This window comes from Ignavibacteriales bacterium (assembly GCA_016214905.1).
In the GTDB taxonomy this organism is placed as follows: domain Bacteria; phylum Bacteroidota; class Ignavibacteria; order UBA10030; family SZUA-254; genus PNNN01.
The window spans coordinates 199,725-220,485 of record JACRMQ010000007.1; the positions used below are offsets into that span (position 1 = coordinate 199,725).

Consider the following 20,761-nt stretch of genomic DNA (forward strand, 5'->3'; position numbering starts at 1 on the left):
CTCAATATGGAAGCGCTTTATATATAACACCAATTTCTAATCCCAGCGGATGCGGTATCGTGTTTTTGAAATCGAACGGAATCGTTTGATCATTGCGACCGGTGTGGGAGTTTGTAACATCAAAATGTAAGTGTGGCGCGCCGCTGCTGCCCGAGTTACCGCTCAAACCGATTGTATCACCCGGTGCAACATTCTGACCTGGAGTAACCAGAGCTCCATTCGTTGTCAGATGAACATAGCGCGCGTAGGTGGGGTCTTCATGTCTGACGATCGCTACGTTTTCATGACCCGGCGTCTGATCATTATCTAAGTAACTCTCAAGGATGTAAACAACACGTCGGCTTCGGGTTGCGGTGATAAGTGTTCCTACCGGTATAGCAAAATCTACCGCATACCTGAATGTGCCATTGTGCGAATTGGGATTATTAAATCCGAGAGAACATCTTTACTCCCAACCAACCGGATAAGGCAAAACATATTTTGCCTCAACCGATGGAATGTTATCGTTCACAAGATTCTTTTCCTTGCATGATAGAAAAAAATACAAAGCAGATAGAATACAACAGTAGACTTCATACTAATTTCTCCTTGTTTTTTTATGTTATACCATCTATATTTCTCCGAACGGTGGCTCGAGGAAACCGACAGCAAGTTCTGCCCAAATAAGTAAAAGCACAACAGGAATAGAATTATTTGGTCGTCTTGCTTCCCATCTGGATGCCAAGTTTTTCATATTCAATATCGTTCGGTTCCCACAATTCTATTTTGTTTCCTTCTATATCCATGATATGAACAAACTTTCCGTAATCGAATGTTTGAACGGTATCGGTTACAGTCACTCCTTCTTTTTTCAGTTCTTCAACGAGTGCCTCTAAATTATCAACCCGGTAGTTTATCATAAACTCCTTTGTTGATGGTTCAAAGTAAGTCGTCTTTTCTTTAAACGGACTCCATTGCGAAAAACCCTTTTTAGTAGAGTCGGTAGCTTGCCGCCATTCGAACACTGCACCATACTGGTTAGTATTTAGTCCAAGGTGAATTTGATACCATTCTCTCATTTTCTTAGGATCTTTGCATTTGAAAAAAATGCCGCCAATACCGGTTACTCTTTTCATTTTTGTATTGTCGCTTGAATTGTTTGTGATAATTGATTTAAAAGCAAAACCAAAATAAAATGATGTTGCTAATGTCAAAGTTAGTAAAATTATCTTTTTCATAGTCTCTCAATTTATTTTTGTGTCGAACACGATATACCATTTGTTACCAACTCGAGCAGGACAGGTAATATGCCTACCGTCCGGACTTATCTTCATTGAATCTGCAAGCCACGAATTATCACCCTGAGCGATCAGTCGATTTGTAATTATTTTAGTGGAAACTTTTTCCCTATCGCAACCGGATATGCCGATAGTCAGAAAAACAATAATAAAAAACAATGGCGTGCATTTAATAGTCATAATCTGTTTCTCCTCTTAAACTTAGTGCGTGATACAGCGTGAGTGTTTCGTGCTCGCATTGGCATATAACAATTTATATACGCGTTGCTTAATTACAGCATACATAGCTGTAAAAACGAATAACAGCAATGTCCGTTTTGTATTAACCATATTTAGTCAGTCATTGCATGTACGTAGGGAATTTATGGATTATCAAATCAAAAGTCAAAGTTTTTGAAATCACCCCAACCATCATTCTATCATCATGCCCAAGTTTATTTGTTTTTATAGCAAGCATCAATAAGCTTGGGCAAAATCTCACCCGATTTTCCAATCAGCACTTCATCAGCGTGATAGCTTAACTCAGTTCTTTCTAAATTAATTTCCACAACATAAGCTCCCACTCGTTTTGCAATCATCGGAAGCGATGCCGCGGGATAAACAACTGCCGAGGTACCGATCGAAAAAAATATTTCCGCTCTCTCTGCCACTTTCTCTCCGGCATCCCATTGATCTTGAGGAAGAAATTCACCGAACCACACAACATCGGGCCGTATTAATCCTCCGCAGGAACAGCGCGGCGCTTTTTCTTCTGTGATTATATCTTCGTTTGAGTAGCTCTTCCTGCAATCGATGCAATAATTCCGCTCTATATTTCCATGAAGTTCATAAACGGTTTTGCTTCCGGCTCTGCGGTGAAGGTTATCGATGTTCTGAGTGATTATGGCAAAATGTTCGTGATACTTTTCCATTTCTGCCAGCGCGTAATGTCCGGGATTTGGTTTGATGTCGGCAATGATTTTCTTTCGATACCGGTACCACTCCCAAACAAGATCCGGATTGCGTATAAACGCATCAAAATTGGCAAGCTCTTCGGGTCGGAATTTTTTCCACAATCCATCCGCGCCGCGGAATGTTGGAACGCCGCTTTCAGCAGAAATGCCAGCACCGGTGAAGACGGTAACCGTTTGAGCTTGATTCAGTTTTTTAATAAGTTGTTGGGAGAACATAAGAACTCAAAGATTTGAGATATGCGTTATGCGATATGAGTATATCATCATACATCTAATATCTCATATCACACATCATATTTCAGTTCGGTTTCAATACAAGCTTATTCCATCCTTTTTGCTCGATTAAATTCCAGTCGATTGTCGTTTGACGATAACCGCCGTTTAGCCAGAGCGATACCTGATCATCGTAATGATTTTGAAGCGGCTGTCCCGATTGACCAAGAGTTAAAACGCGGTAAGCGGAATTTGGTTGGGCAAGATCTACGATTTGCCTCATCGAGGGACATCCGAAAATCTGATATGAGCCGTTCAATCTAAAAGCCCCTTTGTTGATAGTCTGTTCACTACCACCTGCCGGAAACGGACCAACGTTAAAAACTTTATCTAACGGTTTTCGTTTGCCGAATGGATGTTCGAACATAGCAGTGTGAACTTTTCCCCATTGCCACATCTTCATCTCTGAACCGAGAGAAAGCATTAATTCATCGATCGCATTTTGAAAACTTTTTGTGATTATCATATCTCTCGATTCAACGGTGTCGGTCTTTACATCGTCGAACCATTGCGAGTTTCCATCCGAAAGCAATTTCTCTGTAACGCGGTAAGCAGGCGTGAGAGAATATTCAAAATCATACAAAACATCGGCACCGAGCTCATCTTCAAATGTATTTCGAAGAAAATTCACAAAAAAAACATTAACAATAGTTGTGGCAATGTCGCTCGTAGTTGCGCGGTTATTCCAATTTCGAAGATAAATAATTGCTTGTTTGATATAATCGTTATTTGAAGAATCGTTTGAGAATACACGAATTATATGACCCGCGAGCATTTTACCGTAACCCGTTTCAACATCTTGTTGGAATTGCTGAAAATCCTGGGCCGAAATTTTTTCGAGTTTGAGAAGTTCTTTAATTCGTTCGTACCTGTGCCACGGTTCCCAGAGTGTTGATAGATAGTAAGGATAAGATTTTCCGGCGAGCGGCTGGTTGGCTGAAACAATATACCCATCAGGTGGATTCCATATCTTCGGTAATTTTTCAAATGGAATATAATCAACCCACTCATCCTCGCCGGTCGCACCGTCGAGCGGTAAAGCGGCGGAATGTTTTCCTCTTATCGGAACCCGTCCGGCAGTCCACATTCCAATATTACCCCGCGTATCTGCATAAATGGCACACTGACCCGGAACAGTAAGTTGTTTGAGACCTTCTTTAAACTGTACTGAGTTAGTGGATTTATTCATTCTATAAAAACCAAGTATTTCATCGCTCATCTCAAAACCTGTCCATCGAAGCGATACATTTTTTATCGCAACGGAAGAATCTTTATTAATATGAATTGTGCTTGGATGTATGTTTGATATAATTGGTCCGTGATGTGTTGACAGAACATTAATGGCAACACTATCGTTTTTACCGATGTAAATTACCTCTTCACACATTTTAACCGGTAATGAATTTCCCTTGAATCGATACGATGGATGTTTAGATGAATCAATTTGCTCGACATAAAAATCACAATCATCAATCATTGCGTTTGTGAAACCCCACGCGAGTGAATCGTTCTGTCCGATAACAACCAGAGGAATTCCCGGAATTGAAACGCCGGCAACATTCCATCCGGGTGCTGTGAGGTGTATCTCGTACCATTTCGCAGGGAGGGATATTAGCAGATGCGGATCGTTTGCAAGAATCGGTTTTCCGCTTAACGATTTCGAGGAATCTATCACCCATGCATTGCTTCCAGCCGAGAATGATCCCATTTGAAAATAATCTCGGTAAGAACGGATGAGCGAGAGAAAATCGTGCATGGTTTTTTGCTCTAATTTAGTTTCGGTAATTGGCGCTCCGTATTGTTCATCGGCTGAAAGGAGTTCTTTTAATTTTTCCGGCGGAACCAATGAGGCAATTTCCCCGTAAGTGAGATCTGTCCACCACGCAAAATTTAATTCCCAGGCTAATATTCGTGAGATAATCAATGAATGCTGCGGTTTCCATTCCCTGGGTTCATAATCGAGCATGTCGAACTCGATCGGATATTTTCCTTTATGAGTAACTATGAATTGATTAACACCTTCGGCATAATCGTCAAGAAGTCGTCTTGATGTCGGGTGTAAATGAGCATAGAGTGATTCTGCGGTGTTCGCGATACCGAGAGTTCTGAAAAGTTTATCGAACTTCACTGTTGCCGTATCAAGGATTTCTGATAACCGCCCTTGCCCTACACGCCGAAACATATCCATCTGCCATAACCTATCTTGAGCGTGAACATATCCGGTTGCGAACATCAAATCATGCTCATCGCCGGCCGAAATATGAGGTACACCATATTCATCCCGGTAAATATTTACATCCCCTTTAAGACCCTGAACAATAATTGATCCGGATGTTTCGGGAAATGATTTCGTAACAAGGTGGTAAAGGAAAATTGAAATTGCCAGGAGAATTACGATTAGAGAAAAGCCAAGCCCGATGAATATTTTTGTAATTTTCGACACGCGCGCAGATCAATTAATTTATCATATTAAAATAAAAATCCCGTCCAGTCAACGACGGGACGGGATAATATACCGTTTTAGTTTTTATTCTGCAATCGGCTAAAATCTATAAACCATTGTGGCTATAAGAGTGTGGGTTTTTACTTTCTCATTTGTATCTGTATAAAATGGCGGATCGAAATTAACCTGCTGGCTTGCATTCCAGAATCCGTAAGCGTAACCGAAATCGAGACGAACTGCATTTTCAATCGTCCACCCTAAACCGCCCGTGATAAATTTTTGGGCGTTTTCAGAAGTGTGAAATGTATAAGGCGATGGTATGTACGCAAATCCGGCGCGTACACTAACATCGGAAAGTGGAATTTCATATTCAGCACCCGCACGGAAGTTGATGGTTGGCTCCATCTTTTCTTTTATAACTGTATTTTCTTGAAGTAGATCTGCATAAGTGTTTTTAAATTCCATTTGAGTCCAATCAGTATAATCAACATCTCCGGAGAGAAGCAGATCGCCGAACGCCCAGGAACCACCCGCGCTGAAAACAAACGGTGTTGTTACGTCGAACTCGGAATAACCGGCATCTTTTGCAACATAGTCGCTGTCGGGAATGTCGTCATAATAATTTTCCGTATCAGCCCAATCATCACGCATCGAGAGAGTCGAAGGTAATTTTACGTTAATGCCAAAACGCCCCTTTTTGTTTTTTGTTTCATACAGCAATCCAAGTCTTCCGGTAAATCCGCTGATATCTTCTTCGATAGTGTAAAGGCGATTGATTTCATAAAAATAATAATTGTTATTTATATCGCTTCCGGTATAATCTCTATTATAGGAGTATGATCCGGAAATAACGTTGAGAGAGACACCAAGAAATAAACCACGCGCAGCTTCTATTGCTCCGGCAACCATCCAGTTGTTCAGTCCGCCGTTTTCTAAAACGTTTGTCCGAATATCGACATTATCCGGATAGCTAGCTGTGGTAGACTTTTCGTTGAAGGCATTTAAAGCAAGCGCTGTAGTAAAATCAACCTGTCTGCCGTACCCGATGGCAAAGACCATACTTCCTTTTTGTACCGGGAAAGGATAAACAAGTCCCAGACTGTTCAAATTCGTTTTGGAATTTGAGAAAGTTGATTTTTTCCCAAGAAAAGTATTTTCGTCTTTATATAAATAATGAGATAGCCCGAGTGAAACTTCGTTCCGCTTCACTTGTCCCAGCCCGGCAGGATTCCAATAAGCAGCCGAGAAGTCGTTTGCAATAGCCGTATAAGCGGTTCCCATCGCGAGGGATCGTGCGCCAAAGCCAACGCCGAGATATGAGAGTCGGTATGCGTCTTCTTTGTACTGCCCAAACACCATCGAACTAAAAACGAACACCATTGATAATAAAATTAAACGTTTCATAAATTTTCCGTGTTTTGCGTAATAAAAATTTTTAAACTGCGTCGAATTAGAAGAACTTTACGGACGTCTGTCGCGTGAACCGCTTCCGCCGCCTGAACTGCGACTACCGCCACCGCCGTCACTTCTCTTGCCGCCATCGTTTGATGGTGGAGGGGGATTGTTTCTCGGAGCCGGTGGAGGCGTATAACTTGGAGTTCTGTTCTCGCGCGGAGGTGGATTATTTGTCGGGGATTGCGGTTTATATGTTTCAACAGGTTTGCGCTGCGACCGTGTGTCTCGGCGGCGATTATCGGTTCTCACTTGCCGCTCTTGTCGAGGCGCGCGAGCCGGCTGATCGAACGATCGTTCTGTTGATCTGCTTTCACGTCGTGTATCAACCCTCGCAGCTCCTTCACGTCTTGTGACGGGACCTGAATTGTTCGTATTTCTGTTTGCTCCGGAAACACCAGTTGTAGTTCTATTCATCCCGGCACCTGTTGGCAAATCGAAATTTGTTCTTGCCGCTCCGCCAACCTCGTACTGGTTATCACGGGTGCGTCGGGCATTATCGTTGCCCAACATCGTTCCATCGTTCCGCTTGCTTCCGTAAATTGACGATCCACCGTTGTAGTAATAATATCCGTAATAATACGGCGGATAATAATAAGAAGGATACCAAGAAGAATAATACCAAGAATAAGGATAGCTATAATACCATCGGTCATAAGCCATCCAATTATAATCATAAAACCACGGATCAGAATATGCAATCGTGAACGCGGTAGAGGGCCAATACGTTGACGGATAATAATAGTTAAAACCTACTCGAGGTCGATAATTATCATCACAACAATTACTCTCTGTATATTCTTCGTTCTCATCTTCTTGAGATTGTTCCTCGCTTTGAACAACCTCATCATAATCTTCTTCTTCACCGTAACGGGTAGTACCTATTTGAGTGTAACAACCCGGGAGCGATAGAAGAATAAACATGCTGACAAGACTCAGCAAACCAAAAAACGATAACTTTATTTTCATAATTCTTACCCTTACTTTCAATAAATCTACTAAAACTGTGGCAATTGAAATGCCAAAAAATACATTCTCGTTATTTTTAATTTACTCATAACTTGATAAGAAAACAAGCTTTTCGCTTGCAGATTGAATTAATTGCCTGATTGGGTGTGGGATAGATGAGACAAGAAACCATGTAATCGTATTATTTTCAATACATTGAACTAAATTACCGTAAGGTAAGAATTCTCTATATTGATAAATTTTACTCCAAGGATGCGAATGGTCATAATTTGTGGGGATACTTATTCGTCTACTTAGTCGGAAAGAAAATTAAAGTTTCTGAATATATTCGAGCAATATTGTTCGATTGCCGATGGTAACTTTTTCTTGGTTTTTTAATATATCTTTTAGGTTGAATCCAATCGAAAATCCATCACCGATAGAAAGTCGTATGCTGCTATTAAGGTATCCTCGTCCTCTTCCGAACGCTTTTGCATGGCTATCGTTCCAGCCAAGATTATATTCCGCTAAGATAGAAACAATCGATCCAACCGATTTTTCGGCTCCGATAAAAATATTAGGGTCGCGATCCCCATCGGCACGCTCAAGACTGTAATTGATTCCACCATGAAAACTAAGGTTGCCAAGGAGTATATAATTTTTACTTCCAACGATATAAAATCCGGGCGATTTAACAGTAAATCTTTGCGTCGTCCGATTATATAATTCTTTTCCTTGAGAATCAAAACCAAAAGCGATTGCGGGGAAAACAATTGATTCATTTAGAAGGCGAAGACGAAAATTGATGCCTGGAAGTTCGTTCCTCTCGGGTGAACCATCTCCGACGATATTGACTCCGCCATAGGAGATGCCGAGATTCAGTATATCAAACAAACCAAGAGACGCAGAAACAAGAACACCGCCTTGTTGAAAAAATTCAATGTCTGTTGCAAGCGTACCGTGCGGAATTATTCCACCTGTCGGTGCATCAATAAGAAAGCGGGGCTCATATTTGGCGCTCGATCCAGCGCTGCCCTGCGACAGCGATGCAGTTGTGCAAATAACTATTAGAAACAGAAATTTTTTCATATCATCAAAATATAACGATCACTGCAGTAAATGGCAACCGTTGCGCTTGCAAATTGTTTAAAAAAGATTATAATTTATATATTATCAAAAAAAGGAATTAATAGATGCCGATCAAACCAAGCGAAAAAGAAGAAGAATATTTTCTTAAATTAGAAACCGCTAAATTAAAAAAACTCGCGGAAGAGCGCGATAAAGAAATGAAGAAAAAAGAGCGCGATGAACTAAAAAAACTTCATTGGATGCACTGCCCCAAATGCGGTCAAAAATTAGAAACTATCAATATCACTAATGTTGAAGTTGACCGATGTTTCCACTGCAACGGTGTTTGGCTCGACGAGGGAGAGCTTGAAAAAATATCTTCGGCAGAGAAAAATAGGAAAAATATTATTTCTTCTATGGTGAAGATATTTAAATGACGGTTTGAAACACCGAGGGTAACACTTATTAATGTGAATGATGTACGGAGGAATGTTTTGTACGGAATTCTTCGACAATTAAATCTATCACATATTCCGCCGCTTTTTTAACCGGAGAAGTCACGCTGTTTCCTTGAGCGAAATCTTTTCCTTCTATTCCATAAACGACAAGACGTTTTGGGAGTTGATTTAACGTTCGCGACATTTCCACCGCTTCCGCAACTGAAAAGTTATGTGATGAGTAATTGAAAAAATTCGTCGGCATTTTTTGTTTTACTGCATCGAAACGATAAATCATTCCCGGTTCAGAACCGCTGGATGCCGCGTCAACAACAACAACAACATCTTGATCTTTCCACTTTTCGATAAGTTTCGCACCGTCTCCGGTATCTTCGATGATTTGAATGGCTGAAATATTCAGTTTCCGCAATCGGCGCGCGATGTTAATTCCAACCGAGTCGTCGTTCCTAAACTCATTGCCGACGCCTATTACAAGCAATTTGGGAGGGTTTGATTTTGTTTGTGTCGACGACATACTTATCAGTTAACCGCTCTTGGGAATGGAAGATTATCGCCTTTATTCATGTTCAATTTCGAGTTTTAAAAAATGCGTGGCGCACGAAATACATGGATCATAATTGCGCACTGCCTGCTCGCACTGCCATGTTAACTTATCTTCAGGCAGCGATATGTTTTTTTTTACAAAATGATACAAATCTGTTTCAATCGTTTTTTGATTTTGCGAAGTTGGAGGAACGATTTTAGCTTCAAGGATTGTGCCGTCGTTTGCGAGACGATATCGATGATAAAGAATTCCTCGCGGGGCTTCCGTGCATCCATACCCCGTGCCTTGTTTCGGTTTGATTTCGATAAACGATTTCTCGGGTCGTTTATATTGTTCGATGATACGAATCGATTCTTCGCAAGCGTATGCAAGTTCCACACTGCGGACAATGATGCTTTTAAAAGGGTTGAAACATTGTTTACCCAAACCTGCTTCGCGGGCGGCTTTTTGTGTTTTGCTTGACAATTTATCGAAGTTCAAACTGTATCGCGCCAGGGGACCAACATGATAAGGACCAACGCCAATATGCTCAGAATGCAATGCGTTTGCGTGTTCAAAGTGAATTTCCTGGAAATGTTTTTCATAATCCTGAACAGAAATATCGAGACCTTTGTTAGAGACAAGCCGACCGCCGGTTATCGGATATTCTTCAGGGTGGCGAAGCGAAACAAATTCGTAATCGTATTCAAAATCGGGGAAGTTAAATGTTGAAGTCCACTTGACAGTTTCCAACGAAGCATTTAATGCCCATTTTAATTTTTCGATCATCGGTTTTAATTCACGCTCAAGCGGTGTGCGATGGAATCCGCCGACTCGCGGATTTATCGGGTGGATTTCGCGACCGCCAACGATTGTCATAAGTTCGTTACCGATTTTTTTTATTTCAAGTCCGCGCTTAACAATTTCGGGATACTTCGAAGCAATCTGTATCGCATCTTCGTATCCTAAAAAATCAGGGGCGTGTAGCATATATACATGAAGCGCATGCGATTCTATCCACTCACCGCAATACAACAATCTTCGCAATGTGCGTAATTGTCCATCCACCTGAACACCGAACGCATCTTCCATCGCCTGCGATGAACTCATTTGATATGCAACCGGACATATACCGCAGATACGTGCGGTAATATCGGGTGCTTCGCTGTAATCTCTTCCCCGCATAAATGCTTCGAAGAAACGCGGCGGTTCAAATATTCTGAACTTCACATCTTTCACTTCATTATCTTTTACACGGATGAATAATCCGCCCTCACCCTCAACGCGTGCCAAGTAATCGACTTTCACAATTTTCGCCGGTAATTTACTCATGACTCTCACTTTCTAATCGAAACTCTTTTGCATATGCGTTAATACCTCTGAATGTTCTGATCAAATCGCGGTTGCTGATACCTTTCTTACTCCAGTATTCTGCTATAGAAGAAGTGTTTGGGGTTTCCTTCGGACCAAAACAACCGAAACAACCCCGGTCATAAGATGGACACAACGCGTTGCATCCGGCTTGAGTTACAGGACCAAGGCAAATCTGGTCGTGTGCCACCATTCGGCAAACGACACCTCGCCGTTTACATTCGATGCACACACTGTAATGCGGTGTGTTCGGTTTTCGACCATTTAAAAAAGCATTTAACACTTCGACAAGCTGGTATTTATCGACTGGACAACCGCGCAGTTCGAAATCAACTTTCACATGATCTGAAATCGGAGTCGATTTGCTCAAAGTGTGTATATATTCGGGAGACGCGTAGACAGCGGAAATAAATTCTTTTACATCACAGAAATTCTTGAGCGCCTGTATTCCGCCGGCGGTTGCGCAAGCACCTATGGATATTAACAATTTCGATTGGCGTCTGATACCGTGGATTCGTTCTGCGTCGTGCGGTGTTGTTATTGAACCTTCGACGAGAGATATATCGTAAGGACCTTTCACTACTGCACGCGAGGCCTCGGGGAAATTTGCAATATGGACTGCGTCTGCAACAGCCAACAATTCATCTTCACAATCGAGAATGCTCAACTGACATCCATCGCACGATGAAAATTTCCAAACAGCAAGTTTTGGTTTTGCTTTCTTTTTCATTTCAAATTTCTCTTTTGATAAAGATATCTTTAACATTGTTGTACGGATAAACAGGACCATCCTTACAAATAAAAGTTGAACCGCACTGGCAGTGCCCGCAGAATCCGATACCGCATTTCATATTCCGTTCCATCGATACATAAATATTATTGACCGCAACACCGCACTTCAATAAATCTTGAACGGAAAACCGCATCATGATTTCCGGTCCGCATACCATCGCCACCGTGTTAAAAGGATCGAAGTGCGACCGCGGAATTAACGTTGTTACAACGCCAACGTTCCCCTTCCAATCTGAAGCCGCTCTGTCAACGGTTATAAGAACCTCCAGATCAAAACGTGCGCGCCATTGTTCTAATTCTTTCCTGTATAAAATATCGTTGGGTGTTCGGGTTCCATAGAGCAGAACAACTTTGCCGTATTTTTCGCGATTCGATAAAATATGATAGATCGAAGGTCTAAGCGGAGCTAATCCAATACCGCCGGCAACAATTACAATATCGTTTCCGATAGATTCTTCAGCGGGCCAATGTGTTCCGAAAGGACCTCTAATCCCAACGAAATCTCCTTTTTTCAATTTCTGCATCGTGCGGGTTACACTGCCGACAGCACGAATTGTGTGCGTAAGCTTATTCCGGTCGGAAGGATCGCCGCTAATCGAAATCGGCACTTCACCAACACCGAACATGTATAACATATTAAACTGTCCGGGTGTAAAATTAAATCCGTTTTTCGGCGGTTCAAGTTCAATTGTAAATGTATCGTGTGTATCCTTCTGAGTTTTTGTGATACGGAAATATTCCGGTATCATTTCTTGAGAAGGGATTATTTCTTTCGTTGATTTTTCAAGGATTGCTGTCATACATATCCAATAATCGTAATCTGGTAGATTCGAGTCTTGAATCTACAATTGAGGCGAAACGCTTCAATAGTTCATATCCAAGATCATGATCTGATTCACATTTGTTACGCAGGCATTTTCCGTCCAAAGCGATTGCGCGGGTCAATTCACCGGCTACGGCATCGAAGCGCCATTGATATGGTGGTATTAACCACGACCAGCCGAGGATATCGCCCTCGGTTAGCGTATCGATGATGATAGAGCCGCGTCCCGGTGTGTAAATTTGCAATGCTACTTTACCGTTCCTGATGATATAAAATTGATCTGCCTCTTCGCCCTCGCGGAATATGATCTGTCCCGCATCAAATCTGACGTTGGAAGCACACCCGGTAATGAGCTGGAGGTGTTTTGGATCGAGTCCTTTTAAAAAAGGATGTTCACTTAGTAATGGCTCCAGAGTTTCCATTATCTGTTCTCCTTTAATGGTGTGGTTGTTGAATTATTTTTATCAGACATTCGAATAGCTGTAATTTCTTCTGTAACATCTATACCTACCGGGCACCACGTGATGCATCTTCCGCACCCCACACATCCACTCGTACCAAATTGATCATGCCATGATGCGAACTTATGCGTAAGCCAATGGCGGTAGCGCGAATAAACAGATGGACGTATACTTCCTCCGTGGATATATGAAAAATCCATTGTAAAACATGAGTCCCATTTTCGTGTTCGGTTCGCTTCTTTGCCTGTTAGATCGGTTGCATCTTCAATCGTCGTACAAAAACATGTGGGGCATACCATGGTACAATTTGCGCATGTAAGACAACGTTGTGCGGTTTGCTGCCATCGATGATTTTCGTTGTTACGAAGCAGTAGTTCTTTTATGTTTGTTGTGTCGACAGTTCTTCCCATAGCGGAAGCGGCTTTGTTAATAAGTTCTTCCGCTCCTTCAATTTCATAAACATTTGCCTCTGCTTTTGGGAGTTCTTTTATAATTTCTTCACCAACTTTTGAACCCTTCTCAACGACAAAGTAATGGCGGTTTTTTTCAATAACCTCAGTCATTACGATATCATATCCCGATTTGATCGCCGGTCCCGTTGTCATAGAAGCACAAAAACAAGTTCCGCCTGCCTGCGTACAGTTTACACCAATTACCAATATATCGGATCGGCGATTTTGGAAACCGGTATCAGTAAACGGGCTATCGATAAAAACTTTATCGAGAATTCCAATTGCGGTCAGGTCGCAAGCGCGAACTCCTAAAAAAGCAAGTTTTTGTTTTTTAAATTCTTCGGGAATAACGGTTGGCTTTCCGCCGCTAAGTTTCGTTTGCCATAATCGCGCAGTGGGCGGGTGAATATATTTTTTCCACGATTGAACCGTACTGTTAAATCCAAAAAGAGCTTTATCGCTACGCTTTTTCAAACGCATACTTCCTGCATTTTGTTCTTCAGTCCAACCCTCAGGCAAATCATTGCTGCTCTCAAGCAGATCATACACGATTGATCCATCGCGTTTTGTAGGACCAATAATTTGATACCCCGATTTAATAAGCGACGCAAAAAGAGCGTCAATATTTTTTCTCTCTATCGTTACAGCATTAGAAAGAGATTGCTCAGATGTTTTCACTTATCTCCTTTTCGATACTACTGAACAAAATTCTATCGTATTTACTAATCACACAAGACACAGACAAATATCATTCCATTATATTGGATGTTTATCATGCTTATAGGGGAATATTTTTTTAAGACAGACATTAACTTCTCATTCTTGAGGATTCAAATAATCCGATAAATCATGTTTTATCGCATTTCCATGCTCAATGAAGATGCATATAATTTTATTGTGCATCGGCTGAAATAAAAAATCCTCTATATTAGAATTAAGTGTTTGTTCATTAAGATATTTTATACTATTTTATTATCATGAATGACAAGAAAAGTCGTTAATTTATCAAGCTTAAGAAGAAAATTTCCAGTGTCCAACTTTTTATTACAATTAATTCTTCCTTTTATGGCATAACGATTGCGTTAAAATTTATTATCAATAAATGCATGTTCTAATTAAATATTCAGGCAAAACAAAATGAATTCTGGTTCCGCGTTGTTGGGAGAAAATATCTTTTCATTGATGAAAAAATACGATAAAGCCGGTCCTCGCTACACAAGCTACCCAACTGCCCCGATGTTCGCCGCTGATTTTGGTCCGGAAAATTATCGGGAAGAAATAGTCCGGTCTAACGGCAAGAATAATTCAACCGATCTTTCTCTTTATTTTCATATACCTTTTTGCGATACGCTTTGTTACTTCTGCGGGTGTACAACGGTAATTTCAAAAAACAGAGATCGGATTAAGGAATATATCGGATATTTAAAACGCGAGATTGAGATGCTCGCGTCGGAAATCTCGAATACCAGAAAAGTTGTCCAAATGCACTGGGGTGGCGGAACACCAACGTATCTTACCCCATCCGAAATCTCCGATCTTACAAAACACATAAAGAATCGATTCAACTTCTCCGAAAACGCTGAGGTCAGTGTTGAAATGGATCCACGCGATTTATCGTTCGAACATATTCAAGCTTTGAGCGCTAACGGTTTTAACAGGGTTAGCATGGGTGTTCAGGATTTTAATCCGGATGTTCTTGCAGCAATCAACCGCGATCAGGGCGAAGAGCTTACACGCAAGGTAATTGAGTGGACACGCACTTTAGGATTTAAAAGTTTAAACCTGGATCTTGTTTATGGACTTCCGCTTCAAACCGTTGAATCGTTTGAAAGTACGCTCGATAAAATTATTGCAGTTTCACCCGAGCGAATCGCGGTATATAATTTCGCGTATGTTCCATGGATGAAACCGCATCAGAAACTTATCAACCCCGATGACCTTCCTTCACCCGAGATAAAACTTGAACTTCTAACAATGACTATTAAAAAATTTACAAGCAATGGATATGTATACATCGGAATGGATCACTTCGCGAAAGAAAACGACGAGTTGACTATCGCTCAAAAATCGAAAACACTTCAGCGTAATTTCCAGGGATATTCCACAAATGCAGGATGCGATCTTTTCGGCATGGGAATGTCGTCTATTAGTCACTTTACAACAAATTATGCACAAAACGCAAAAACCCTGACAGAATATTATCATGCAATCGACCACAATCGTTTTGCCACAGAAGTCGGTTATCGGATGTCGTTCGACGATCAACTCCGGAAATATGTGATTCTCAGGTTGATGTGCGATTTAACGTTAAACTTCCATGACGTTGAAAATAAATTTAATATCAAGTTCGACGAATATTTTTCTGAGTCGCTTCCGAAACTCAACCCGTTCATCGAGGATAACCTCCTTGAGCGAAAAGCGGGTGAGTTGCTGGTTACGATGCAGGGAAGATTGTTTTTACGCAACATCGCAATGTGCTTCGATGCATATTTAAATAATGTTTCGAAAGATAAACCCGTTTTTTCAAGAACAATTTAATAATTTATGTCAGAAAAGATTTTAGTAGTAGATGATGAACAAATAATCAGAGAGTCGATATCATTCATTTTAAAGAAAGAAGGGTATCATGTAAGCGAGGCGGAAAACGGCCGAATTGCGCATGAGAAACTGCTGGCAGAGCCATTCGATCTGGTCATAACAGATCTTGAAATGCCCGAGATGAAGGGGATTGAACTGCTACACAGCATATCAAAAATGAGCCCCGATATTTCAGTAATAATCATCACCGCATACGGATCTCTTGAAACTGCAATCGCGTCACTTAGATCCGGCGCAAGCGATTACATTTTAAAACCGTTGGAGTTCGATGAATTACTCGTGAAGATCCGCCGTTTGTTCGATCATAAAAAACTTGCGATGGAAAATCAATATCTCCGCAAAGAATTACATCGCGAGATAACCATGTCGACAATCGTCGGTACAAGTCAACCGATGCAGCGGGTGTTTGATTTGATTCACCGTGTATCCGCAACAGACAGCACCGTTTTAATAACCGGTAAGAGCGGTACCGGAAAAGAATTGGTGGCAAAAGCAATTCACTTTCACAGTCTTCGAAAAGATCAACCGTTCATCACCGTAAACTGCGGTGCGATTCCGGAAACACTTATTGAAAGCGAATTGTTCGGGCACAAGAAAGGATCATTCACGGGCGCCGTTGCCGATAAGATGGGATATTTTAAAGCAGCAGACAGAGGAACGCTATTCCTTGACGAGATCAGCGAAATGCCGATGCAGCTTCAGGTAAAACTTCTCCGTGCAATAGAGCAGAAAGAAATTACTCCAGTTGGCATGTCCAATTCATTTTTGATCGATGTTCGATTCATCGCAGCAACAAACCGTGATCTTCAAAAAGAAGTTGCAGCCGGAAGATTCAGGGAAGATCTGTTTTACCGTCTGAATGTGGTCGACATAAAACTACCATCGCTCGCCGAGAGGAAAGAAGATATTCCGCTGCTTGTAGATCACTTCATAAGTAAATTCCGGCAAGAAATGAGAAAAGATATTCAAGGCGCTGATAATACAGCTATGCAATTTCTGATACAACACGAATGGCGCGGAGAAATTCGCGAGCTGGAAAATGTGATTGAACGAGCTGTTATTTTTTGCAACGGCAAGCATATAACGGTGAATGAACTTCCGGAATTTTTCGGCGCCGGAAAAAATCTGGATATGTTAGAAAATTATACCTCGCTCGAATCTGCTATGAATAATTTGGAGCGTCAGTATATTTTATCTGAACTAAGGAAACACCATTTTAATAAAGAAAACACCGCGCGTGCCCTCAAGATAAGTTTGCCAACACTATACCGGCGCATAAAAGATTTATCCATCCCGCAAGAATAGGTAAATCACACAGTATGATTATCAATAATGAAATATTTTTCCGGAAATAACGTGGTTTTCGAATGATTTTAAGAATAAAAGATCGGCATATCTTTTGTGAGAATATTTTCGTATATTTCGTCATTAATTCTATGAAGAGAGCTGAATAAATGAAGCAACTCGTGATAAAAAAGATATTAGTGGCGACAGATTTCTCGAAGCTTTCTTTCGAAGCTATGGGATACGCCGAAATGATATTTGGTTTGCAAGAACCCCAAATATACTTGATTCACGTAATTGAAAAAAGCTCAGAGCATTCGGAAACAAAGAAGAAGAAAAAGGGCGGAAAGACAAAAGCCGAGATTGAAAAAGATGCGATGAAACAACTTGGCACGGTTGCAAGTCAATATCTCTCCGAATGCGGCGCGATCTCACTTATAGTCAAACACGGAGATTCGTACCGAGAGATAGTGAAGTTTGCCCAGGAAGAGAAAATCGACCTTATAATAATATCGACTCACGGGCGAACAGGAATCGCGCACGTACTAATGGGCAGTGTAGCTGAAAAAGTTGTCCGATATTCTCCGATTCCGGTTTTATCGGTCAAGCCGGCGAAAGTTCAGATGAAGCTCATGGAAGAAGATGATGTTGAAGAGCAATTGCACATAAAATCTATAAACAATAAAAAATGAAAAAGAAATATCACTTAAAACAATCAACAAAATCTAAATGTACCAAAATAAAAAAGGGTCTACTATGAAGTATACAATTTCTTTTCTCATGCTGATTGCAGTCACGCTATTTTTTGTCGGTTCCGGAATTGCAGCCGACAACAAGTATGTCGGAGTAAAAACATGCTCGATGTGTCATAAGTCGGATGCGAAGGGTAATCAGTTCAAAGTATGGAGCGAATCGAAACATGCAAAAGCATTTGCTACACTAACATCCGATGCAGCGGCAAAGATCGCAAAAGAAAAAGGATTAAAAAAACCTGCCTCTGAATCCCAAGAATGTTTGGGATGCCATACCGTTACAGCAGATGCGAAATTACTTGAAAAAACTCTCGACGTCAAAGATGGTGTGCAATGCGAATCATGCCATGGCGCTGGTTCAAATTACAAGGCGATGGGACTGATGAAAGATAAAGCAAAAGCAATCGCAGCAGGATTAACAGAGTACAAAGACGAAGCAGCAATTGAAAAGTTTTGCAAAACTTGCCACAACGAGAAGAGTCCCTCTTTTAAAGAGTTCAAGTTCAAAGCAATGTGGGATAAGATAAAACACCCGGCGAAGAAATCGTAATATTCGTCAGGTTTAATAAATCATACACTATATAATCCCTGCTGGTGCTCTCCCGCACATGGAGAACGTGCCGGCAGGGAATCATTATCTCTCAACCTTTGATCCGATCTTTTTAAAACCCATGATATTAATATTTATTTTATTGCTCATAGTCCAATCGACCGGTGTAGCACAATCGAACTCTGATTGTATTATGTGCCACAGCGATAACTCGCTTACAATGTCCCGCAGCGGAAAATCAGTTTCACTTTTTGTGAATGAAAAGACATTCGGCAAATCTGTTCACGGCGGTTTAACCTGTGTTACTTGCCACGAGGGGTTTAAGGCTGAAGACTTACCGCATAAATCGAAAATATCAAAAGTTGAATGTTTTGGATGTCATAATGATATTGGTAATAAACATTCTTTTCATCCTCAGTTGGGAAAATCATTAGCGGAAGGTAAGCGTCCCAATGTAAACTGCGTTGATTGTCATGGAAAACACGATATATTATCATCAAAATCTTCTAACTCGAAGTTTAATGAAAACAACAGTGCAGAATCTTGTACCGAGTGTCATTCAGATGTAAAAGATATATTTCTTACCTCTTCACACGGTAAAGCTCTCGAGGCGCAACAAAAAGGAGCGCCGAATTGTTTAACTTGTCACCGGCATGAAGTATCAAATCTCTCCGGCATACGAGATTCACTGCAATTCAAAAAAGAACAAGAAAAAATGTGCCTCTCATGTCATCTTGATAATCCGGATGTACAGGAAAAGGCATCTCCATCTGCCGGGTTTATAGCTGCATATGAAAAAAGCGTACATGGCAAAGCTTTGTTGAGGGGCAATTCAAAAGCGGCAAATTGTGTCGATTGCCACGGCAGTCATGAGATGAAAAAAAGTTTAGATCCATCGGCAAAAATCAGCAAGCTGCATATATCGGAAACTTGTTCGCAGTGTCACGGAAAAATTACAGAGGAATACAGCCAAAGTATTCATGGAACGGCGTTGCGAGACGGAATATTGGAATCACCTACATGCACAGATTGCCATGGCGAACACAATATTTTAGACCACAACGATCCAAACTCGCGTGTCGCAAACACGAATGTTTCTGAAAAAGTTTGCTCTCCGTGTCATAGCTCTCTCAAGCTTTCTGAAAAATACGGATTAATGGGGAATAGAACCGAAACCTATCGCGACAGTTATCATGGACTTGCCGTAAAAGCCGGTTCTATTGAAGTTGCAAATTGCGCAAGCTGCCACGGTATTCACAACATAAAACCATCCACAGATTCAACATCGATGATCAGTAAAGCAAATATGGTGAAAACGTGCGGCAAGTGTCACCCGGGGGCGAACGAACGATTCACTATAGGATCTGTTCATAGCACCACAGCCGATATCCAGGAGCCGCTTCTATACTGGATAGCCAATACTTATATTCTTATGATTATTCTTACAATCGGCGGAATGCTGATCCACAACATACTTGATTTTATCAGGAAATCGAAGCGTAAACTTATGATACGCCGTGGACTTATTCCCGAACCGCATCACGGAACAACAATGTATTTACGCATGAGCGCAAATGAACGCGTTCAACATGCTACATTGGTAGTCAGTTTTATAACGCTTGTGCTCACAGGATTTGCGTTAAAATTCCCCGATGCGTGGTGGGTGGCACCCTTAAGAAACATTAGTCCGGTTATGTTTGATATTCGCGGCATTGTGCATAGAATTGCCGGCGTAATAATGATTGTTGCAAGCTTTTATCATATCTATTATATTCTTTTCGTTGAGCGTGGAAAAAAATTGGTACGCGATTTATTACCCAGACAACGCGATCTAACTGATGTGATGGGTTTGATAAGATATAATGTTGGAATATCGGATATTAAGCCGAGATTTGAGCGGTTTAGTTACATAGAAAAAGCGGAATACTGGGCACTCGTCTGGGGAACAATAGTTATGGGTGTAACCGGATTTGTCCTCTGGTTCGATAATACATTTATGGGACTTCTCACAAAATTAGGATGGGACGCAGCCCGCACCGTGCACTATTATGAAGCATGGCTTGCCACACTTGCAATAATCGTTTGGCACTTTTATTTTGTGATCTTTAATCCCGATGTTTATCCTCTGAATCTTGCATTCTGGAAGGGAACATTAACCGAAGAAGAAATGGAAGACGAGCATCCTGTTGAACTTGAGGAACTTAAGAAAGCAGAATTGCTGGAAGAAATAAAATCAGATCAACAAAAAATTCAATCACAGGAAGAAACTATTAAATTTTAATT

Annotated in this window: 20 protein-coding genes; 6 read left to right on the forward strand and 14 right to left on the reverse strand. The window is 41.1% G+C overall.

Translation table 11 applies throughout. The features are described from left to right. Position 1 precedes the first annotated feature (1 nt). From HZB59_08095 to HZB59_08130, 8 genes are all read right to left on the reverse strand, one after another. Positions 2-376: a M23 family metallopeptidase gene (locus HZB59_08095; protein MBI5021380.1), complete on the reverse strand. Its 375-nt coding sequence runs from the start codon at positions 374-376 to the stop codon at positions 2-4. Positions 377-689: 313 nt separating this feature from the next. Next, the gene (locus HZB59_08100; GenBank protein MBI5021381.1) at positions 690-1,115 is read right to left on the reverse strand and encodes a VOC family protein; all 426 of its coding nucleotides are present in this window, start codon (positions 1,113-1,115) and stop codon (positions 690-692) included. Positions 1,116-1,223: 108 nt separating this feature from the next. Next, the gene (locus HZB59_08105) at positions 1,224-1,457 is read right to left on the reverse strand and encodes a hypothetical protein (GenBank protein MBI5021382.1); all 234 of its coding nucleotides are present in this window, start codon (positions 1,455-1,457) and stop codon (positions 1,224-1,226) included. A 254-nt stretch (positions 1,458-1,711) separates the two neighbouring features. Further along, positions 1,712-2,446, reverse strand: a complete 735-nt coding sequence (locus tag HZB59_08110) for an NAD-dependent deacylase (GenBank protein MBI5021383.1) — start codon at positions 2,444-2,446, stop codon at positions 1,712-1,714. Between the two features lie 82 nt (positions 2,447-2,528). Beyond that, the gene (locus HZB59_08115) at positions 2,529-4,946 is read right to left on the reverse strand and encodes a penicillin acylase family protein (protein ID MBI5021384.1); all 2,418 of its coding nucleotides are present in this window, start codon (positions 4,944-4,946) and stop codon (positions 2,529-2,531) included. A gap of 99 nt (positions 4,947-5,045) precedes the next feature. After that, on the reverse strand, positions 5,046-6,350 hold the full coding sequence (locus HZB59_08120; GenBank protein MBI5021385.1) for an outer membrane protein transport protein: 1,305 nt from the start codon (positions 6,348-6,350) through the stop codon (positions 5,046-5,048). Between the two features lie 57 nt (positions 6,351-6,407). Then, a complete protein-coding gene (locus tag HZB59_08125; GenBank protein MBI5021386.1) occupies positions 6,408-7,367 on the reverse strand; it encodes a hypothetical protein in 960 nt (319 codons plus the stop codon). Positions 7,368-7,676: 309 nt separating this feature from the next. After that, a complete protein-coding gene (locus tag HZB59_08130) occupies positions 7,677-8,435 on the reverse strand; it encodes a YjbH domain-containing protein (protein MBI5021387.1) in 759 nt (252 codons plus the stop codon). 104 nt (positions 8,436-8,539) lie between these two features. Between HZB59_08130 and HZB59_08135 the strand changes: the two genes are divergently transcribed. Further along, positions 8,540-8,851 carry a zf-TFIIB domain-containing protein gene (locus HZB59_08135; GenBank protein MBI5021388.1) on the forward strand — a complete coding sequence of 104 codons (312 nt, stop codon included), beginning with the start codon at positions 8,540-8,542 and terminating at the stop codon, positions 8,849-8,851. A gap of 28 nt (positions 8,852-8,879) precedes the next feature. Here the strand turns inward: HZB59_08135 and HZB59_08140 are convergent, their stop codons facing one another. From HZB59_08140 to HZB59_08165, 6 genes are read right to left on the reverse strand one after another with little or no spacing between them, the layout of a single operon-like run. Beyond that, a complete protein-coding gene (locus HZB59_08140) occupies positions 8,880-9,386 on the reverse strand; it encodes a hydrogenase maturation protease (protein MBI5021389.1) in 507 nt (168 codons plus the stop codon). Positions 9,387-9,428: 42 nt separating this feature from the next. Next, positions 9,429-10,727 carry a Ni/Fe hydrogenase subunit alpha gene (locus HZB59_08145; GenBank protein MBI5021390.1) on the reverse strand — a complete coding sequence of 433 codons (1,299 nt, stop codon included), beginning with the start codon at positions 10,725-10,727 and terminating at the stop codon, positions 9,429-9,431. Further along, positions 10,720-11,496: an oxidoreductase gene (locus HZB59_08150; protein MBI5021391.1), complete on the reverse strand. Its 777-nt coding sequence runs from the start codon at positions 11,494-11,496 to the stop codon at positions 10,720-10,722. Before HZB59_08150 ends, HZB59_08145 begins: the two co-directional genes overlap by 8 nt. Position 11,497: 1 nt before the next feature. Next, positions 11,498-12,358: an FAD/NAD(P)-binding protein gene (locus tag HZB59_08155; GenBank protein ID MBI5021392.1), complete on the reverse strand. Its 861-nt coding sequence runs from the start codon at positions 12,356-12,358 to the stop codon at positions 11,498-11,500. After that, entirely contained in the window at positions 12,342-12,803 is a 462-nt protein-coding gene (locus HZB59_08160) for a cyclic nucleotide-binding domain-containing protein (protein MBI5021393.1), read from the reverse strand. The genes HZB59_08155 and HZB59_08160 overlap by 17 nt, the downstream gene beginning before the upstream one ends. After that, positions 12,803-13,972, reverse strand: coding sequence for a 4Fe-4S dicluster domain-containing protein (locus HZB59_08165; protein ID MBI5021394.1), 1,170 nt, complete (start codon positions 13,970-13,972; stop codon positions 12,803-12,805). The genes HZB59_08160 and HZB59_08165 overlap by 1 nt, the downstream gene beginning before the upstream one ends. Positions 13,973-14,431: 459 nt before the next feature. Here HZB59_08165 and hemN point away from each other — a divergent pair, with 459 nt between their 5' ends. From hemN to HZB59_08190, 5 genes are all read left to right on the forward strand, one after another. After that, a complete protein-coding gene (gene hemN, locus HZB59_08170) occupies positions 14,432-15,832 on the forward strand; it encodes an oxygen-independent coproporphyrinogen III oxidase (protein MBI5021395.1) in 1,401 nt (466 codons plus the stop codon). A 6-nt stretch (positions 15,833-15,838) separates the two neighbouring features. Continuing rightward, positions 15,839-17,197 carry a sigma-54-dependent Fis family transcriptional regulator gene (locus HZB59_08175; protein MBI5021396.1) on the forward strand — a complete coding sequence of 453 codons (1,359 nt, stop codon included), beginning with the start codon at positions 15,839-15,841 and terminating at the stop codon, positions 17,195-17,197. 161 nt (positions 17,198-17,358) lie between these two features. After that, positions 17,359-17,868, forward strand: coding sequence for a universal stress protein (locus HZB59_08180; protein MBI5021397.1), 510 nt, complete (start codon positions 17,359-17,361; stop codon positions 17,866-17,868). Between the two features lie 88 nt (positions 17,869-17,956). Continuing rightward, entirely contained in the window at positions 17,957-18,478 is a 522-nt protein-coding gene (locus HZB59_08185; protein ID MBI5021398.1) for a cytochrome c family protein, read from the forward strand. 58 nt (positions 18,479-18,536) lie between these two features. Beyond that, positions 18,537-20,759: a cytochrome b/b6 domain-containing protein gene (locus HZB59_08190; GenBank protein ID MBI5021399.1), complete on the forward strand. Its 2,223-nt coding sequence runs from the start codon at positions 18,537-18,539 to the stop codon at positions 20,757-20,759. Positions 20,760-20,761: the final 2 nt, after the last annotated feature.

What these genes read in the sequence shown, in the direction of transcription:
- HZB59_08110 (MBI5021383.1), bottom strand. Translation starts at nt 2,446, where the DNA reads ATGTTCTCCCAACAACTTATTAAAAAACTGAATCAAGCTCAAACGGTT.
- HZB59_08100 (MBI5021381.1), bottom strand. Translation starts at nt 1,115, where the DNA reads ATGAAAAGAGTAACCGGTATTGGCGGCATTTTTTTCAAATGCAAAGAT.
- HZB59_08135 (MBI5021388.1), top strand. Translation starts at nt 8,540, where the DNA reads ATGCCGATCAAACCAAGCGAAAAAGAAGAAGAATATTTTCTTAAATTA.
- HZB59_08185 (MBI5021398.1), top strand. Translation starts at nt 17,957, where the DNA reads ATGCTGATTGCAGTCACGCTATTTTTTGTCGGTTCCGGAATTGCAGCC.
- HZB59_08150 (MBI5021391.1), bottom strand. Translation starts at nt 11,496, where the DNA reads ATGAAAAAGAAAGCAAAACCAAAACTTGCTGTTTGGAAATTTTCATCG.
- HZB59_08155 (MBI5021392.1), bottom strand. Translation starts at nt 12,358, where the DNA reads ATGACAGCAATCCTTGAAAAATCAACGAAAGAAATAATCCCTTCTCAA.
- HZB59_08105 (MBI5021382.1), bottom strand. Translation starts at nt 1,457, where the DNA reads ATGACTATTAAATGCACGCCATTGTTTTTTATTATTGTTTTTCTGACT.
- hemN (MBI5021395.1), top strand. Translation starts at nt 14,432, where the DNA reads ATGAATTCTGGTTCCGCGTTGTTGGGAGAAAATATCTTTTCATTGATG.
- HZB59_08140 (MBI5021389.1), bottom strand. Translation starts at nt 9,386, where the DNA reads ATGTCGTCGACACAAACAAAATCAAACCCTCCCAAATTGCTTGTAATA.
- HZB59_08125 (MBI5021386.1), bottom strand. Translation starts at nt 7,367, where the DNA reads ATGAAAATAAAGTTATCGTTTTTTGGTTTGCTGAGTCTTGTCAGCATG.
- HZB59_08160 (MBI5021393.1), bottom strand. Translation starts at nt 12,803, where the DNA reads ATGGAAACTCTGGAGCCATTACTAAGTGAACATCCTTTTTTAAAAGGA.
- HZB59_08130 (MBI5021387.1), bottom strand. Translation starts at nt 8,435, where the DNA reads ATGAAAAAATTTCTGTTTCTAATAGTTATTTGCACAACTGCATCGCTG.
- HZB59_08190 (MBI5021399.1), top strand. Translation starts at nt 18,537, where the DNA reads ATGGAGAACGTGCCGGCAGGGAATCATTATCTCTCAACCTTTGATCCG.
- HZB59_08120 (MBI5021385.1), bottom strand. Translation starts at nt 6,350, where the DNA reads ATGAAACGTTTAATTTTATTATCAATGGTGTTCGTTTTTAGTTCGATG.
- HZB59_08175 (MBI5021396.1), top strand. Translation starts at nt 15,839, where the DNA reads ATGTCAGAAAAGATTTTAGTAGTAGATGATGAACAAATAATCAGAGAG.
- HZB59_08145 (MBI5021390.1), bottom strand. Translation starts at nt 10,727, where the DNA reads ATGAGTAAATTACCGGCGAAAATTGTGAAAGTCGATTACTTGGCACGC.